An 18,760-nucleotide genomic window follows, 5' to 3' on the forward strand; every position below is an offset into this window, starting at 1 on the left:
TTTAGACTATATATCTAACTTATTTATATTTTCTTTCATTATTCTTATAGAATTGTTTAACTTAGTTTTTTCAGTATTTTCAAGTGCCAAATGTATTACTTCTCTTACACCATCTTTGTTTACTATACTTGGAACAGCTATATAAACATCATTTTGGTTGTATTCTCCATTTAAATAAGATGATACTGTTAATACACTATTTTCATTTTCAAGTATAGCTGTGGTTATTTTAGTTAGTGCCATACCTATTCCATAGTAAGTAGACTTTTTACACTCAATTATTTTATAGGCTATGTTTCTTACTTCATCTTCTATTTGTTCTAAATCATCAAAATCTATTTTACTATTATTTCTAGATGCTATTTGATATATTGGCTGTACTCCAGAAAGAGCATAGCTCCATGCTACAAATTGAGAATCTCCATGCTCACCCATTACATAGCTATTTATATCCTTTGGATTTACATCTAACCTTTCACCTAGTGTATATCTAAGTCTTGCTGAGTCTAGAGTTGTTCCCGATCCTATTACTTTAGACTTTTCATATCCCGATAACTTCCAACAAACATATGTCATTATATCGACAGGATTTGTTGCTACTAATAGTATTCCACTAAATCCTGATTTTTTTATTTCATTAATAATAGATTTCATTATTTTAGTGTTTTTATGTAATAAATCAAGTCTAGTTTCTCCTTCTACTTGAGTAGCACCTGCTGTTATACATACAATATATGCGTCACTACAATCACTATACTCCCCTGCTGTTATCTTCATTTTTCTAGGTGCAAAACTAAGCCCATGATTTAAATCTATAGCTTCTCCTTCCGCCTTTTTTTTATTTAAATCTATTAATACTAGTTCTTCACAAGTTCCCTGATTTAACATAGAATAAGCGTAACTCATTCCAACCATACCTGTACCTACTATTGCTACTTTATTTTTTTTCATTATTGTTCCTCCAATTTTGATATTTCCCTTTTATATTAATTTTCCCAATTTTTAAATCTATAAACTTAAATTATTATCATATATTTAAGTTTTGCTTTCAAATTTGAATTGTTTTCTGTTAAAATTTCAATATTAAGTGTATAATAAAAAATGCACTAATTTATCATTATATAAAAAAAGGAGATAATAAATGACAACATTTAACGAATTAAATTTAAATATTAATACAATAGATGGACTTAAAAAACAAGACATAAACGAACCTACAGAGGTTCAAACTTTAGCAATACCAAAAATACTAGAGCACAAAGACTTATTAGTTAACGCACAAACAGGAAGTGGAAAGACACTAGCTTACTTATTACCTATGTTTGAAAAAATAGATTCTACTAAAAGAGAAACTCAAGTTTTAGTACTTGCACCTACACATGAATTAGTAATGCAAATAGTAGAACAAGCTAAAATATTATCTACAAATTCAAATATGGATGTAACTGCTTTTTCTTTAATAGGTGAAGTAAACATTCAAAAACAAATAAAAAATATTAAAGCTATAAAGCCTCATATAGTTGTTGGAACTTGCGGAAGAGTTTTAGATTTAATACAACAAAAGAAATTAAAAGCTCATAACATAAAAACTATAATATTAGATGAAGTTGATAGTTTACTTAGTGGAAACAATGTATCTACAGTTAAAAGTATAATAAAAACTACATTAAGAGACAGACAAGTTTTAGGTTTTTCAGCTAGTTTAAATGATAATACAATAGATATATGTAATTCTATTATGAAAGAGCCTCAAATAATAAAAACTAAAAGTGAATTAGTTATAAACCCTAACATAGACCATATGTATTTATACGGAGAGCAAAGAGAAAAATTCACATTACTTAGAAAATCTATAGCTGCTACTAATCCTAAAAGAGCTATAATATTTGTTAATGATGAAGACAGTATAGAAATTATAACTTCTAAATTAAACCACCACGATTATAAAGCTGTTGGTATATTTGGTAAAATGGCTAAAGAAGATAGAAAAAATGCTTTAAATGCTTTTAAAATAGGAAAAGCTAAGATATTAGTTTCTACAGATTTATCAGCTAGAGGGTTAGATATAGTAGATATAACTCATGTATTTAACTTAGATTTCCCAAAGAGTAAAAATGAATATATCCACAGAAGTGGTAGAACTGCTAGAGGAAATAGAAAAGGTGATACTATTTCTATAGTTACAAGTCAAAATTTAGCTACAATAAGAGACTATAAAAGAGAATTTAATATAAGCATAAAAGCTAAAGAATTAAAAGAAGGTAAACTTGTAGACTTCGTAAGTTCTCAAGGTGCTAACAATAAAAAACAAAAATAATAAATTTTAAAATATATTATCAAATAAAAAAGAGCTATTTTATATAAATAGCTCTTTTTGTTATACTAATCTTTATTATTAACTTTAAAAACTAGTTTTTATTATTAACTTTAAAATTGATTATTTTATATAGTTTGATATATTAGCATTTTCATCTATTACACCCTCTATAATACTTTCTTTAGTCGTCATTATAACAGTAACTCCAGGTCCATGTCCTGATTTTATACAGTCACTATGTACTATAACTCCAATACTAACTGAACCTTTTAAATATCCAATTCCATATGTATTATCACAGTCTTGTAATAATACCAAATCACCAAACTTCAATTTATCTAATCCTAATCTTTTTATTTCTTGCATATCAGCTGTCATTATGTCATAGTCACCATCTGTTGCTGCACTCTTTGAGCCAATCCCAGAACCCATTAAGTATGCTGGTACTTTTCCTACAACATTTACTTTTAATTTGCCTTCTTCTTCTTTTATATTTAACTTTTCAAATAAATCTGGGTCTATATTCATTATACGTATATTTTCATTTTCTACTAACTTTAGACCTTGACCGTATGCTTTTATAAGTATTTTATCATCAATTGCTAAATCTTCTAATATATCTTTTTCAAAATGAATTAATACATGGTCAATTCCTCCATGCATACCAGTTACATATCCCTTTTTGCCCTTTGCATCTCCTGATATTATTTTTGCTTCATTTCCTATACATGCAAATGTCATTAAAGCCGCATTTTCTGAACTATTCTCATTTCTAATAGATACTCCAGGTTCTACATGATCTCCTTCCCATCCAAACGCACAATCTCCTATTGCTACATTATATGAAATACCTCCTGTTGCTGGAAGTATCATAGGCTCCCCATTATGACTTATTCTATAATTTCCTCCTGTTGGATGGTGTATTTTTCCTTGTGCAGACCATTTCACTACTTTTTCTTTGTTAGTTTTTATCATAAATGTATTCCTCCCTAAACTATCTTTATTAAAATTAATTGTATTGTAAGTTGGATTCATTAGCAACACCACATATATCTTATTATTGTTTACTTGATTTAAAGATTTTAACAAAATATAAATATCTACTTAAATTTCTATATATTTTGTATCGAATCATCTACTTTTTTAATACAATATAGCATACTAATCTTTTTGGAGGGATTTTAATGAAGTTTTTGGACAATTTAGTTTCTAGCAGATTAGGTGGTTCCTCTTTTTTTGAAGGAGATAAAAAACTATACAAATTTGAAAAAATAAAAAAATTAACTAAAGAAGTAAAATTAAAAAACCCTAATATAAAGCTTATTGATATGGGAGTAGGCGAACCTGATCAAATGGCTGATTTGTCAATTGTTGATGTTTTAAATAAAGAGGCTAGAAAAAAAGAAAATAGGCTTTATGCAGATAATGGAATAGATGAGTTTAAAGAATCTGCATGTAGATATCTAAGTAATGTATATAATTTAAATAATATTAATAAAGATAATATAATGCATGGAATTGGTTCTAAATCAATTTTATCAATACTACCTTTGTGTTTTATAAATCCTGGGGACATATGTTTAATGCCACAACCTAACTACCCTACACTTGCAACTTATACTAAGTTTTTAGGGGGTCAAGTTTATGACTTACCACTTTGTATAGAAAATAATTTCTACCCTGATCTTTTAAGTATACCTACTGACATACTAAAAAAAGCTAAATTGTTGTATTTGAATTATCCAAATAACCCAACTGGACAAGTTGCAACTATTGAATTTTATGAGTCTGTCGTTAAGTTTGCGAAAAAAAACAATATATTAGTAGTATGTGATGCAGCCTATGGTAATTTAACTTATGATGGTTATAAGCCTCTTAGTATTTTAAGTATTGATGGTGCAATGGATGTTTGTGTTGAAATTCATTCACTTTCTAAATCTTTTAACATGACTGGATGGAGACTTGCTTTTTTAGTTGGAAGTGAGGAAGTTATTAAACTCTACGCTAGTGCAAAATCTCATGCTGACTCTGGTCAATTTAGACCTATTCAATTAGCAGGTGCTTATGCACTTGATAATTACAATCTAGTAAACATAAATTGTGAAAGATATTCTAGAAGGTTAGAATTAATGGAGAGTACTTTAAGGGATATAGGTTTTGATGCTAAAAAACCTAAGGGTGGATTTTATATATATGTACCTATTCCTAAGGGAGTTAAGGGTGAAATTAAGTTTGAAAATGCACAAGAAGCGTCCTTATATATTCTTTCTAAAGCAATGGTATCAACAGTACCTTGGGATGATTGTGGAAGCTTTTTAAGATTTTCTGCAACATATGATGCAGCTACTCTAGATGATGAAATAACTATAATGAATGAGTTGAAAAATAGATTTTTAAAATTAAATTTAGAGTTTTAATGAAAAAATGGTGTGTAAAAAATTACACACCATTTTTGCTATTTATTAATAATACTTTTAATTCCATCACAAACAAATTCTACGTTTGTTCCAACTATAACTTGGGCACTAGTTTTGTTTAATCTAACAACACCTTTTGCTCCTATAGATTTTAATACTTTTTCATTTAATTTATCACTATCTAAAACATCTAATCTTAAGCGAGTAGCACAGTTATCTACCTTAACTATATTTTCTGCTCCACCTAAACCTTCTATATATTGTCTAGCAAGTTCTTCATCTGAAGATGCTACAGATATATTATTTGCCATAAACTCTTCATCATCTTCTCTACCTGGAGTAGGTAGATTTAATTTGACTATCAATATATAAAATACGAAGAAATATGCCACGCCTATTCCTAAGCCTATTAACAATATCAATGCTGGTTTAGTAGCTAAATTAAAGTTCATAAAGTAGTCTATCGCACCTGCTGAGAATGTAAAGCCATGAAGTACTCCTAATGCATCTGTTACAAACATTGATATTGCTGTAAGTATAGCATGAGCTACTAATAATACCGGTGATAAGAATATAAATAAGAATTCTAGTGGTTCTGTAACGCCTGTTATAAATGATGTAAGAGCAAGAGAAATAAGCATACCTGCTACTGCTTTTTTATTTTCTTTTTTAGCTGCAAAATATATTGCAAGAGCTACTGCTGGCAAACCAAACATCATTATTGGGAAAAATCCTGCCATAAAATGCCCTGCTGTTGGATCTCCTGCAAAGAATCTATGTAAATCTCCAGCTTTGCCATTGAACTCTCCTAATTGGAACCAGAAGAATGAATTGAAAACATGGTGTAGGCCCATTGGTAATAATAAACGATTAAAGAATCCATATAATGCTGCTCCTAGGGCACCCATTCCTGCTATTCCTGCAGATACAGTTGAAAGTCCGCCTTGTATACTTGGCCAAACCATAGCAAGAGGTATTGCTACTACTACTGATATAAGACCTGCCATTATAGGTACTGCTCTTCTTCCTCCAAAGAATGCTAAGAACTCAGGTAATTTAGTTTTTCTAAATTTATTGTAAGCTAATCCCCCAATTATACCTGCTAATATACCACCTAAGAATGATATGTTTAATGTTTCAGCTATATTCTTAGCAATGTTTATCTCCCAATACTTAGCTGTAACATTAGTTAATGTTAAATAAGACACTACACCCGCTAAAGCTGAAGCTCCGTTTTGATCATCAGATAATCCAACTGCAACTCCTAGTGCAAATAATAAAGGTAGGTTATCAAATAATGCACTACCTGCTGCACCAAAGAATGGTAATATCGTTCCCATAAAAGGTAATAGAGGTTTTAATGCGTCTATTACGTCTTTCTGTCCTAATCTAAGCATTATTCCGGCTATAGGTAGTGCTGCTATAGGTAATACAAGTGACTTACCTATTCGTTGTAAAAATTTAATCATATAATTTCCTCCCTTTGTTATATATTTCATTTTTAAATGCTTTATAAACTCTTTGGTCTATACCATTTTGGTCTATACCAATATATTATCAAAAAACGTTTTCTTTTGCAATATCTTTTATTCATTTTTTTGTATTTTTATAAAAAATAACCCTATATAATAATTTTTTGATTATATAGGGTTACTTAGTTACTATTTATTTAAATTGTTGTTCTTTTTTCATTTGATTTTCTAATTCTTTAGAGAATTTCTTTTTCTCGTATTCTTCCACCATCTCATCTTTTTTTATTTCCATACCTGCTTTTATACCTTGTGCATCATCTTTTATATCCTCTACTGTATCTTTCATTACAAATTCTGCTTTTTTCATTCCTTTTTGTAAATCATCCTTTAAGCTTTCCATTTCTTTTTTTATAAGACTCATATTTTTTCCTCCTTAAAAATTATATATCTTATCTTTTACCAAATCATTTAAAAATATTTATAATTTTTTAATATAATACAATTTTTTAATATAAATATTTTAAATTAACTAATACTAGTCATTTTTCATATTATGTTATTAATCAAGGGGGGATTTGATGACATCTTATATTATTTATAGTATTTGTATTATAGTTATTATAATTTCATTTTTTAAAGATAAAGAAAAAACTAAAATAGGTATTAAAAATGGTTTAAAGTCCTTTGAAAATATAATGCCTCAATTTCTTTTTATAATGATTATAATTAGCATTGTTCTTTGTGTTGTAAATCCTATTATTATATCAAAACTCATTGGACCAGAATCTAATTTTTTAGGAATACTCTTATCATCTATCGTAGGTTCTATTACTATGATGCCAACTTTCGTAGCCTTTTCTACAGGAGATTCTTTACTAAGAAGTGGTGCAGGAATAGCTCAAGTTTCAGCTCTTATTTCTACTTTAACTATGGTTGGAATTTTAACATTTACACTTGAGGCTAGTTATATCGGAAAAAAGGCCGCTTTTTATAGAAATTTTCTAGCTTTTTTATTTGCTTTTTTTGTTGCTTTTTTTGTTGGAGGTGTTTTAGGATAATGAATATCAAATTAATTTTAAACCGATATAAATATTTTCTAATTGGATTTACAATTTGTATAATTATTTATGTTTTTAATAAAAACCTAGGCCTTAGTATTTTTAATAGTACTAAACTAAATATTTTACAAATGTTATCTATACTACCTCCTGTAATGATATTATTAGGTCTTTTGGACGTATGGGTTCCTCGACAATATTTTATTAAATATATGGGTTGTGATTCTGGATTTGTAGGTATATTGTTATCATTTTTAATTGCATTTTTTGCCGCAGGTCCTATGTACGCTGCTTTTCCATTTACTGCTGTACTTATAAAAAAAGGTGTTAAATTTTCTAATATAATAATATTTTTAAATGCTTGGTGTGTTACTAAATTTTCCACATTGCTATTTGAAGTAGGTGCACTAGGTTATGAGTTTACACTAGTGAGACTTATTATAGATATTCCAGGTGTTATTGTTATGGGATATGCGGTTGATTATCTTGTAAATGTTAAGAATGATACTTTATCTCGTTAAACAAGATATTTTCATAAGTTAAATTAAAGCATAAAGAATAGGCCATTTTATAATTTTAAGACTATTTTTTATGCTTTAATCTTTTTTATAATTACATATATTTTAATTTACTTTAGGAGAACTATTTGTTTCTATTTTCAAAGCTATAAACATTAACACAACTCCTATTAATAATGCAACAGTGTCTAAATTACCTAAATTTAGACCAAAGAAATAATACAAAATTTTTGGCATATTTATTAAAAATGGAAATATTGGAGCTGTTGTTTTTAATGTTATTGCAATGATTATAGAAACTAAAATCAATACAAATATAATTATTCTTACAGTAGGTTCACTAAATAATTCTATTTGTTCCATATTTTGACCAACAAGACCTACAGCTACTAATGCAACCATCTCTAATACTGAAAAAATATATATTGAAATATTAAATTTTATATTTTTAAATGCAAACTTTTTAGCAAACAGTAGTATAAATGCTAAGTATACAACAAGAATTAATGGAATTCCAATTGCTTCTAACACTGAGGTTTTATATGAGCCGTAATTTAATTGATTTAAAAATAGCCATGGAACTAGACCGATAATGAATATAAATCCTAAATTTAAAACTCCTTTTTTATCATATGGTAACTCTGCTTCAACAGATTTAGCATATTCTTCTGGAGAATCTCCGAATATATCTTTTACACTTTTACCTTCTTTCTCACCCAAAATTAAATGTTGCTCTGCTTCTTCAATAAATTCCTTTACCTCTTTTTCATTTTTCCCTCCAATCATTAAATACATATTAAGGTCTAATATAAATTTTTCGCCCTCTTTTGATATACACATATTCTCACCCCTAATTTATTTTATTTCAAAAGTTTATTTACGCAACTTGACATATTATCCCATGTAAGTTTAAACGAATCTAACTCAATTTTCCCCTTTTCTGTAATGGAATAATATTTTCTCTTAGGTCCACTTTCAGATGCTTTAGTAGTTGTTACAACTAGTTCTTCTTTTTTCATTCTTATTAAAAGAGGATATATACTTCCCTCACTAATCATATCAAATCCATAATTTTCTAGCTTTTTAATCATTTCATATCCATACACATCTTCTTCAAAAATTATAGCTAATAAGCATCCTTCTAATATTCCTTTTAGCATTTGTGTTGAAGTCACTAAGTTACACCTCTCTATCTTGTTTTACAATATAGCTTAATACAACTATCTTGCACTACAATATATTACTTTAGTATTATTCTAGCATAACGTATATTGCTTTACAAGGTAGCTGCATAAAAAAAAGCCCCATAATTTGGAGTTTTATGGGGATAGTTTTGTAATGGCAACTCTATATGAGGATGTGAGGGAGGGCTGCCATTACAATAGGGTTTTATGGTTTTTAAGCTAGTCTTTCTATACTTATATAATACATTTCTTATATGAATTTAGTGTGAGTTTATTGTGAATGAAATTAGAATATTTTAGCCTTTTAAATTTCAACCGTAAATATCACACTATTCTCTTCATTCTTTAAACTATGGTTAAATCCATGACTTTCAAATATCTGACCTACAAGATATAAGCCTAATCCACTTCCACCTGTTTTTCTATTTCTAGACTTTTCTATTCTGAAAAATGGTTTGAATATTTCACTCAAATAGTTCTCATCTATTGTAACACCTGTATTTTCTATTTCTAGATATGTTTTTATACAAGCCTTTTTCTTAGGAATTTTTTGTACATTTTTATATAGTCTTATTATAATTTTTTCATTTTGTGGAGAATATTTAATAGCATTATTTATGATATTATTTATAGCCTTTGCTATTCTTTCTTCATCACAAGTAATATAAATATCTTTTTCAATGTTTAAAATTGTATCTAGATTTTTTTCCTCTATTAAAAAAGTCTGTCTTTTAATTAATCTCTCTAAAAGAGCACTTAAATTAATTTCACTTACTATTAAATCTTTTTCTAATATCTCACATTTTGATATTTCCATCATCTCATTAACTAATTCTTTTAATTCTTGTGTTGAATCATAACATTTTTCTAGATAAGTTTCTCTATCTTTATATTTACCTACGTTATAAATCATACCTTCTAATTGGCCACTTATTATAGTTATAGGTGTTTTTAATTCATGCGATATTGTAGCAACAAAGTCTTTTCTTCTATTTTCAGCTTCTCGCTCGCTTTCAATTATATCTATTAATGGCTTTGTTATCACGGTTGAATATATATACGCCCCTAACATTGCTATTAATATTGCAACTAAAATTATATATGGCATAAGGTTTCTAATAACATCACTAGCTTCATCAATTGGTTGAAGTGGCATTACTATATTTAATCTATACGCAAGAGGAGAATCTTTTGTATACATTAAAATAGATAAAGGAAACTCCTTGCTATTATCGTTTATTATATACTTACTATATTTTAAAACTATAAATTCATTTTTACCGTAAATTATCCTACCATTAGAGTCTGTTAATAATACAGATAAGTTTTGCTCTTTTGCTATATTAAAAAGTCTTTCTTCTAACTCTAGTGTAGTGTAATTTATTGACTCTTCACTTAAAGTTTTCATACTTTGTTCTAAAAGATTTATCTTGTATTTATGGTAATATGATGGTAATAAAAAATATAAAATTAAATATATTATTATAGCTAATGCTAATAAAAGTCCCGTAGTTATTGAAAATAATTTATATTTTATGTTTAAGCCTTCCCATTTATTAAATATTCTTCTCAAGTGTATACCCTATCCCTTTTACAGTTTTTATGTACGGTAGAACTATTTTTTTTCTTATATTTTTTATATGTGCATCGACAATTCTTGTATCTCCATAATAATCATATCCCCATATACTATCTAATAAATTTTCTCTTGTTATAACTTGTGGATACTTTTCTATTAACGTTTTTAATATATTAAATTCTTTTAATGTTAATTCTATATTTTCATCATTTACATTTGCACTGTAAGTATTTAAGTCTAGCGTTAATCTCTCAAAAGATATATTGTCGTCATTAATAGCTTGAGAACTTCTTCTAAGCACTGCTTCTACCCTTTTTATTAATAATTTAAATGAAAATGGTTTTGTTATGTAATCGTCACATTCTAATTCAAATCCTTTTATTTGATTACTTTCATCATTTAATGCTGTTAAAAATATTATAGGTACATTTGAAGTTTTTCTAATCATTTTGCATGCTGAGTGCCCATCTAAATTCGGCATCATGACATCTAATATTATTAAATCGTAATTTCCTTGCTTAAATTTTTGAACTCCATCTACACCATCATTAGCATAGTCTACTCTATATCCTTGTGAACTTAAGAATTCTACTATAAGTTCTTGTATATTAAAATCATCTTCTACTACTAGTATTGACGCATTCATTTTATCAACTCCTACTTTAAGTTTGTATTTTTATAGTGTTTTTTATACTTATTTAATTCTATCATAACTAATTTATATCTATATGAATTTCGTATGAATTTATTTTTTAATTAAAATACAAATCCTACATAAAATGATTAGAAAGCTAGTTATAAAATAATAAAAAAGTAGCACTCTACTTACAATTTTTTCATATTAATAACTATTTCATAGTTTAATATTTATAAATCATATCACAAGTGCTACTTATGTTTTTATTTATATGCTTTAAAATTCTTAAGTCTAAGTGCATTACTTACAACTGATACAGAACTTAAACTCATTGCCGCCGCTGCAAACATTGGACTTAATAGTGGTCCTCCAAACATATATAAAACTCCTGCTGCTATTGGTATACCAACAGTATTATATCCAAATGCCCAAAATAAATTTTGTTTTATATTTTTTATAGTTTCTTTACTTAATTTTATAGCTGTTGGTACATCCATTAAATCACTTTTCATAAGAACTATATCAGCAGACTCAATAGCAACATCTGTTCCACTTCCTATTGCAATTCCTATATCTGCTTTTGCTAGTGCTGGTGCATCATTGATTCCATCTCCAACCATAGCAACAAACTTACCTTGCTGTTGAAGTTTTTTAACTTCATTAGACTTATCTTGTGGTAATACTTCTGAAAGTACTATATCTATATTAACTTGTTTTGCTATAGCATTTGCAGTTTTTTTATTGTCTCCTGTAACCATAGCTACTTTAATACCCATACTATGAAGCTTTTCTATAGCTTTTTTACTACTTGGTTTTACTATATCAGCTACTGCTATTATACCGCCTAATTTATTATCTATTGCTATATACATAGGTGTTTTTCCATCACCTGCTAGTTCATCACTTTTATCTTGTAAATTATTTAGATTTATTTTTCTATCATCCATGAGCTTTTTATTTCCAAGTAATATATTTTTATTGTCTATTATTACTTCTATACCATGACCAGGTATTGCATTAAACTTTTCTACTTTCATAAATTCTATATTTTTATCTGTTGCATATTTTACAATAGACTCTCCAAGTGGATGTTCTGAATTTTTTTCTGCACTTGCTGCTATTTGTAAAAGATAGTTTTTATCTATTTCATTTTCTACAATTATATCTGTAACACTAGGTTTTCCTTCTGTTATCGTTCCTGTCTTATCAAATATTACAGTGTCTACTTTATGAGCTAATTCTAAACTTTTTCCACCCTTTATTAGTATTCCATTTTCTGCACCTTTTCCTGTTCCTACCATTATTGCAGTAGGAGTTGCAAGTCCTAGGGCACAAGGGCAAGCTATTACAAGTACTGATATAAATATTGTAAGCACAAATTCTATATCTTTATTTCCTATTACAAACCATAAAACAGCTGACAATATTGCAATAAGCATTACTACTGGTACAAAATATCCAGATACTGTATCTGCTAGCTTTGCTATAGGAGCTTTTTTACCTTGTGCTTCTTCTACTAACTTTATTATTTGAGATAGGGCTGTATCATTTCCTATTTTTTCAGCTTTAAATTTAATACTACCATTTTTATTTATACTAGCGCCCGTTACTTTATCACCTATATTTTTCTCTACTGGTATACTTTCTCCTGTTAGCATTGCCTCATCTATTGACGTATGACCTTCTACAACTATACCATCTACAGGTATTTTACTTCCTGGTTTAACTACTATTATATCTCCTACTTCTACTTCATCTATTGAAATTTCAATTTCTTTATTATCTTTTATAATTATAGCTGTCTTGGGTTGAAGTCCCATAAGTTTCTTTATTGCTTCACTTGTTTTTCCTTTTGACCTAGACTCTAAATATTTCCCAAGTAATATTAATGCTATTATTATACCAGCACTTTCAAAATACAATTGATGGTGTCCATGACCTGCACTTATACTATCTGTATATATCTTAAATGTTGTATATAAACTATATAAAAATGCAGCACTTGTTCCTATTGCAACTAATGAATCCATATTTGGACTCTTTGCTATTAGTGCCTTAAATCCATTTACATAAAATTTATATCCAGCAATCATTACCGGTAATACTAATACAAGTTGTATTAATGCATAGTTTAGAGGATTATGCATCGGGCTTATAAAATCTGGTATTGGCCACGGACCAAAAGGCTTTGAAATCATAGGTCCCATAGCTATATAAAATAGAGGTATAGAAAATCCAATTGCTATAATAAATTTTGTAAATAAAGTTTTGATTTCTTTTTCTTTTCTTATCTTATCTTCATCTATTTCTTTATTTTTATTTTCTTGTAATACTTCATACCCTGCTTTTGTTATTACTTCTTTTATTTGAGATAGCCTCAATTTATCATAGTCATAGCTTAGTGTTGCCTTTTCTGTAGCTATATTTACACTTATACTTTGTATACCATCAAGTTTTTTCACTACTCTTTCTACAGCCTTTGAACATGATGCACAAGTCATTTTACCTATTTTCAATTCTATATTTTTATAATTAGCATCCTCTACTAATCCATACCCTGCTTTTTGTAGAACTTGGCTAAAGTTTTCAAAACCAACTTTATTAATATCATATTCTATTTGTATTTTTTCTGTAGCTATATTTACACTTGCACTTAATACTCCATCAAGTTTTTTTACTACCCTCTCGGCAGTTTTTGCACATGCGGCTCAAGTCATTCCTGTTACTTTATATGTTTTTGTTTCAATATTATTATTCATTATTTGTAACTCCTCTCTAATTTTGGGTTATATATAAAATATACCCCCTATAGGTATATTAAATCATTTATTTATTTAAATCAATAGTTTTTTAATTTATCTTTTTTATGTAAAATAACTAATACAATTTTAAAATCAAAAAAAGCCTAGCTATAATTTACACTAGGCTTACATTTTTAATTTTTTCTATTTCTTATAAAATCTATAACTATATATAAAACTACTATTATTGTTATAGCTATAACTACCTTAGTTATCCATGAAGTAGTTCTAAATCCATGTCTCATTCCATAAAGGGGATTAAAAAAACCATAAAACCCACCTCTATTATAAGTATTTCTACTTCCACCTTTATAATCTTTATACTCTTTATTTTCATAAGTTTTATCATTATTTTTTGGTTTTGTTGAAAAGCTTCCTGAATCAGGTTTTGTGCTACTATTTGAGTTATTATTGTTATATGTTTTGTTTGGTTTTGTTGAAAAACTGCCTGAATCAGGCTTTATTATAGTACTCTTTGGTTTTGAGTAACTTCTAGACCCGCCAGAACTAAATCCGCCTGACCTTGGTTTTGACTGAGCTAAACAATAAATTTCATTTTTATTTTCAGATGCATAAGATTTAGTTACTAAAACTAAATTTAGGGATCCTATAATTAAAAGTAGGGACAATGTAAAAAGGGATATTAACTTTATATTTCTTTTTTTCATTTTATACTTTAAGCCCTAGCTCTATAAATTTATCATTTATTCTAACAAGTTCATCTTGCTTTTCATCTACTATTACTGAATCATAACTTTCATTCCCTTTAAACTTTGAATATCTTAATATATGTTGATTATCATAATCTAGTTTATCTATTAAATAAACATATCTATAAAAATTACCTTCTTCATCTTTTTCTACTAAATATCCAGCTACATTAAATATATATTCTTTATCGTCATTATAAAGTGTTACCTGATCTGTAGATTTTGTAAGCAATGCATCTTCTTTGTTACAATCAAATACATATTCTTGTTCTCTACAGTTTAAGCACCCTTTCATAAAACATTCTTTAGTGCAGTTTCTACATTTACATTCTCTACATTTTTGTAATTTTTCTATATCTGTTTTTTTATTATGATCTAAATAATTATAAATTTTATCGTCAATGCTTTTTTCTGTTTTTAATATTTTATTGAAAAAACCTTTATCTTTTTTACTTTCAGCCTCTAGTTTATCTAAAAACTCCATATAGTCTTTTAAAGTATTTAATTTATTTATAAAAGTTCTTTTATTGAGTTCTTTTTCATCTAGAATTTGCCTTAAGTCATCGTATGCAAACATTAAATCTGTATAAGTAATTTTGTATTTATCTTTTTCCATTTCTATTGTTTCATTCACTAAACTTTCCCTCCCTTGCATATCACAGTAAGGTTATTTCTCAATTATTTTTTCATTTGCTCTTTTATTCTTTCTAGTTCTTTTTCTATTTTATCATCCACTACAGGTGAGCTATTTATATATTCATCTAAAACTGCATCTTCATTTTTAGGTTTTAAGTCTTCTAAGGCTTTACCATAGTTTTCTTTTTGTGATACTTTCTTTTCTAATTCTTCTAAACTTATACCCTTATCATCGCTAAGTCCTGCTAATGTTTCATTTATTTCATTGCTTATCTCAGCTACATCAAGTCTTGTAGCTAATTCTTGCTTTTTAGACTTCATTTTAGATACTTCTATTTCTAAGTCTTGTATTTTATCTTTTATAAATTGTATTTTTTCATCATGATCTGCTATTCTATTTTCACTATTTTTTAATTTTTCTTCTAAATCTAGTTTTTGTTTTACAAAGCTTTGTGCTTTTTCTACATCTTCTTTTAATATAGCTGCTTTAGTCGCTTCTTCGTATTTTTCAATTTTTTCTAATATTTCTTTTTTTTCATTTCTAATGCCATCTACTGATGCTATAAAATTTGCACATTGTTTTTTTGCATCTTGAAGTAGTTTTTCTTTTTTTACTATTGATAAATCTAACATTTCTATAGGGTCTTCATGTTTTTCTAACGCTTTATTTGCTTTTGCATCTACTACATCTTTTAATCTTTTAAAAAATCCCATCATGCTACCTCACTTTATATGTTTATTAGCTTTCCTTTATTTATTGTATTCATAAATACTGTATGTGTCTATAATATATTTTTATTATTATGATACTTAACCTTTAGGATATACTATTTATTATAAAATAATTACTTTCTTGTTTGAGAAGATAATTAATAATATATAAAATATATGATTTTGCTTTGGAGGTATACTTTGGATAATTTAATCCATAAATTGAGTAATATTAGTTATATAGATTTTACTAAGGAATATGGGATAGATAAATTTTTTCATATTACTATAAGTTCTAAAAAGATAAAAGAGCTATAACCTTCTATTATAGAAATGGTTATAGCTCTTTTATGTTGAAACTAACATTTTATACTCCTTATATTATGTATCCCCTACTAAAGCTGAGTTTTGATTTTTTTAATTTTAATTCATTTTCAAATTAAATATAAATTTCTGGATTTATTTCATTCATTTATTCTATTTCATAATCAGGTGCATAATCATAATCTAATTCACCTTCATAACCAAAATATACTAAGTTAGAGTTTTCATTCATTTTTTGTACCTCCTTCATATTTTATCCCCCTTAAGCATGTATATAATTTTTCATAAATTCTATTTTAAGTTAAGCAAAAAAGTTTATTAAGATTATATTAATAGGAATTCCTATTAAGTCAGCTAGAAAAGACCCAACTAAAGGAACTATTAATAATGCTTTTGCTGAATTACCAAATTTAGATGTTATTGAATTTATATTTGCTAATGCATTTGGAGTAGCTCCTAATCCATGACCTAAAAGTCCAGCTACCATTACAGCTGCATCAAAATCTTTTCCCATAAGCCTAAACACAACAAATACAGCGTATAATACAAGTACTATAACTTGAAGAGAAATAATTATAATCATAGGTCCTGCCAATCCTGCAAGTTCCCATAATTTTATAGTCATAAGTGCCATTGTTAAGAATATACACAGACATACATCTCCAATTACATCTACACAGTATGTATCTACTTTCATAATTTTAAACTTTTCACTAAGCGTTCTTAATACTAAACCTATAAACATAGCGCCAACATAAGTAGGTACTACTACACCAGTAGCCTTAGTAATTAAATTACTTATCAAACTACCTACAGTAACACATATTGCTATTGCACTTATATGACATATAAGCGTATTTGAAGTAATTATACTATCTTCTCCCGTAAGTACTACTTCATAAGCAGGAGAATCTTGGTCATGATATTCACTTAACTCTTCTACCGGTTTTAATTTATATTTATTTATTAAGTATCTAGAAACTGGTCCTCCAACAAGCCCGCCTAATATTACACCAAAAGTAGCTGCTGCTGCTCCAATAGTTAAAGCTCCTTCTACTCCTAAACCTTCTATTGTGGCTCCAAATGATGCAGCTCCTCCATGTCCACCTTGCATAGATATAGCACCGCACATCATACCTATTAATGGGTTTAGATTAGCTAGCTTTGCAACTGATATACCTATAAAATTTTGGAATACAAATATAAATCCAGTTAATCCCCAATAAACTAGTAATAATTTCCCACCAGTCTTTACTAGAGATAAATTTGTTCCTAATCCTACAGTTGCAAAAAAGGCTAGCATAAAAGGAACTTGTAATGTTGTATCCATTGATATTTCAATTATCTGGCCATTTTTTAAAAATAACATAATTATTGAAAATAACAATCCTCCTATAACTGGAGCTGGTACACAAAACTTATCTAAAATGCTTATTTTTTTCTTAAACATTTGTCCTAATAACAGAAGTAATGTTGCCAATGCCACAGTAGCTACTAAGTCAAGTTCTAATATATTCATTCCATTGTCTCTTATAAATCCCATTCTATCCTCCCATCGTACAGTAGCTTAAGTTTGTCAAATAACACTGAGTGTATTGAGGTTTAAAGTTATTTCAAATTATATTTCAAATAATTGATTCCATAAACTTGGTAAAATCTAAGTACCAAACAATAATAAAAACAAAACAGAAAATTTTATGAAATCCTTTAAGAATCTGTTAACATTTATAGCCAACTTTGATCAACTAACTTATTTAATTGACTACCTACGTATAATTTTTTTTTTTATTTTAATTCATTTTGAAATTAAATATGAATCTATATATTTATTTTATTCATTCATCTATTCTATTTCATAATCAGGTGCATAATCATAATCTAATTCACCTTCATAACCAAAATGTACTAAATTAGAGTTTTCATTCACTTTTTTGTACCTCCTATTTATTGTTATTATTATTTATATTGTAGTGTAATTTATACACTTTTGCAAGTTTTATTTTTTAACTTTCATTTATAATTTATTATATGCAATTTTCAAAAAAAATATTACATTTTAGAAGTTACAAAGCTATATTGTTTTGTTATATTTATTAAATTATCAACTTGTGCAAAATAAAAAATGCCAAGAAAATAATTTTCTTAGCATTTTTTATATTATATATTCTATTTTCTATCCAAATAAACTTAAAAGTATTCCTGCAGCTACTGCCGAACCTATAACTCCTGCAACGTTAGGTCCCATTGCATGCATTAACAAGAAATTTCCTGGATTTTCTTCTTGTGCAACCTTATGAGCAACCCTAGCTGCCATTGGAACTGCTGATACTCCTGCTGCACCTATAAGTGGATTTACTTTTTCCTTAGTAAATCTATTCATAAATTTAGCACATAAT

18 protein-coding genes are annotated in these 18,760 nt (G+C 27.6%); 4 read left to right on the forward strand and 14 right to left on the reverse strand.

All coding sequences use genetic code 11. The annotated features are described in order from the left end of the window. Positions 1 to 6: 6 nt before the first annotated feature. Positions 7 to 951, reverse strand: coding sequence for an L-lactate dehydrogenase (locus tag QOZ84_RS10475; protein ID WP_284132907.1), 945 nt, complete (start codon positions 949 to 951; stop codon positions 7 to 9). Between the two features lie 190 nt (positions 952 to 1,141). On the opposite strand from QOZ84_RS10475, the gene QOZ84_RS10480 reads away from it, so the two are divergent. Continuing rightward, entirely contained in the window at positions 1,142 to 2,317 is a 1,176-nt protein-coding gene (locus QOZ84_RS10480; RefSeq protein WP_284132908.1) for a DEAD/DEAH box helicase, read from the forward strand. 120 nt (positions 2,318 to 2,437) lie between these two features. Here QOZ84_RS10480 and QOZ84_RS10485 read toward each other — a convergent pair whose 3' ends face one another. Beyond that, on the reverse strand, positions 2,438 to 3,292 hold the full coding sequence (locus QOZ84_RS10485; protein WP_284132909.1) for a DUF4438 domain-containing protein: 855 nt from the start codon (positions 3,290 to 3,292) through the stop codon (positions 2,438 to 2,440). A 209-nt stretch (positions 3,293 to 3,501) separates the two neighbouring features. Here QOZ84_RS10485 and QOZ84_RS10490 point away from each other — a divergent pair, with 209 nt between their 5' ends. After that, positions 3,502 to 4,734 (forward strand): LL-diaminopimelate aminotransferase, encoded by a 1,233-nt coding sequence (locus QOZ84_RS10490; protein WP_284132910.1) that lies wholly within the window; start codon positions 3,502 to 3,504, stop codon positions 4,732 to 4,734. Between the two features lie 38 nt (positions 4,735 to 4,772). Here QOZ84_RS10490 and nagE read toward each other — a convergent pair whose 3' ends face one another. Next, positions 4,773 to 6,203, reverse strand: a complete 1,431-nt coding sequence (gene nagE, locus QOZ84_RS10495; protein WP_284132911.1) for an N-acetylglucosamine-specific PTS transporter subunit IIBC — start codon at positions 6,201 to 6,203, stop codon at positions 4,773 to 4,775. Positions 6,204 to 6,399: 196 nt separating this feature from the next. Then, a complete protein-coding gene (locus tag QOZ84_RS10500; protein ID WP_284132912.1) occupies positions 6,400 to 6,627 on the reverse strand; it encodes a hypothetical protein in 228 nt (75 codons plus the stop codon). 157 nt (positions 6,628 to 6,784) lie between these two features. Here QOZ84_RS10500 and QOZ84_RS10505 point away from each other — a divergent pair, with 157 nt between their 5' ends. Continuing rightward, positions 6,785 to 7,264, forward strand: a complete 480-nt coding sequence (locus QOZ84_RS10505; protein WP_284132913.1) for a permease — start codon at positions 6,785 to 6,787, stop codon at positions 7,262 to 7,264. Continuing rightward, positions 7,264 to 7,785: a permease gene (locus tag QOZ84_RS10510; RefSeq protein ID WP_284132914.1), complete on the forward strand. Its 522-nt coding sequence runs from the start codon at positions 7,264 to 7,266 to the stop codon at positions 7,783 to 7,785. Before QOZ84_RS10505 ends, QOZ84_RS10510 begins: the two co-directional genes overlap by 1 nt. Before the next feature lie 102 nt (positions 7,786 to 7,887). On the opposite strand, the gene QOZ84_RS10515 is transcribed toward QOZ84_RS10510, so the two are convergent. The 10 genes from QOZ84_RS10515 to QOZ84_RS10560 all read right to left on the reverse strand — a co-directional run. Continuing rightward, positions 7,888 to 8,622 carry a hypothetical protein gene (locus QOZ84_RS10515; protein ID WP_284132915.1) on the reverse strand — a complete coding sequence of 245 codons (735 nt, stop codon included), beginning with the start codon at positions 8,620 to 8,622 and terminating at the stop codon, positions 7,888 to 7,890. A gap of 20 nt (positions 8,623 to 8,642) precedes the next feature. Further along, the gene (locus QOZ84_RS10520) at positions 8,643 to 8,957 is read right to left on the reverse strand and encodes a PadR family transcriptional regulator (protein WP_284132916.1); all 315 of its coding nucleotides are present in this window, start codon (positions 8,955 to 8,957) and stop codon (positions 8,643 to 8,645) included. 313 nt (positions 8,958 to 9,270) lie between these two features. After that, positions 9,271 to 10,539 carry a sensor histidine kinase gene (locus tag QOZ84_RS10525; protein WP_284132917.1) on the reverse strand — a complete coding sequence of 423 codons (1,269 nt, stop codon included), beginning with the start codon at positions 10,537 to 10,539 and terminating at the stop codon, positions 9,271 to 9,273. Then, positions 10,523 to 11,191, reverse strand: a complete 669-nt coding sequence (locus QOZ84_RS10530) for a response regulator transcription factor (RefSeq protein WP_284132918.1) — start codon at positions 11,189 to 11,191, stop codon at positions 10,523 to 10,525. Before QOZ84_RS10530 ends, QOZ84_RS10525 begins: the two co-directional genes overlap by 17 nt. A 254-nt stretch (positions 11,192 to 11,445) precedes the next feature. Then, on the reverse strand, positions 11,446 to 13,941 hold the full coding sequence (locus tag QOZ84_RS10535) for a heavy metal translocating P-type ATPase (protein ID WP_284132919.1): 2,496 nt from the start codon (positions 13,939 to 13,941) through the stop codon (positions 11,446 to 11,448). 176 nt (positions 13,942 to 14,117) lie between these two features. Then, positions 14,118 to 14,651, reverse strand: a complete 534-nt coding sequence (locus tag QOZ84_RS10540; protein WP_284132920.1) for a hypothetical protein — start codon at positions 14,649 to 14,651, stop codon at positions 14,118 to 14,120. A 1-nt stretch (position 14,652) separates the two neighbouring features. After that, complete coding sequence (locus QOZ84_RS10545) at positions 14,653 to 15,327, reverse strand: hypothetical protein (protein ID WP_284132921.1); 675 nt, start codon at positions 15,325 to 15,327, stop codon at positions 14,653 to 14,655. A 44-nt stretch (positions 15,328 to 15,371) separates the two neighbouring features. Continuing rightward, on the reverse strand, positions 15,372 to 16,043 hold the full coding sequence (locus tag QOZ84_RS10550) for a PspA/IM30 family protein (RefSeq protein ID WP_284132922.1): 672 nt from the start codon (positions 16,041 to 16,043) through the stop codon (positions 15,372 to 15,374). Between the two features lie 622 nt (positions 16,044 to 16,665). Next, positions 16,666 to 17,907: a sodium/glutamate symporter gene (gene gltS / locus QOZ84_RS10555; RefSeq protein ID WP_284132923.1), complete on the reverse strand. Its 1,242-nt coding sequence runs from the start codon at positions 17,905 to 17,907 to the stop codon at positions 16,666 to 16,668. A 630-nt stretch (positions 17,908 to 18,537) separates the two neighbouring features. After that, the coding region (locus QOZ84_RS10560; protein ID WP_284132924.1) for a sodium ion-translocating decarboxylase subunit beta at positions 18,538 to 18,760 on the reverse strand (223 nt) is incomplete at its 5' end.

The organism is Romboutsia sedimentorum, from assembly GCF_030131845.1.
In the GTDB taxonomy this organism is placed as follows: Bacteria; Bacillota; Clostridia; order Peptostreptococcales; family Peptostreptococcaceae; genus Romboutsia_D; species Romboutsia_D sedimentorum.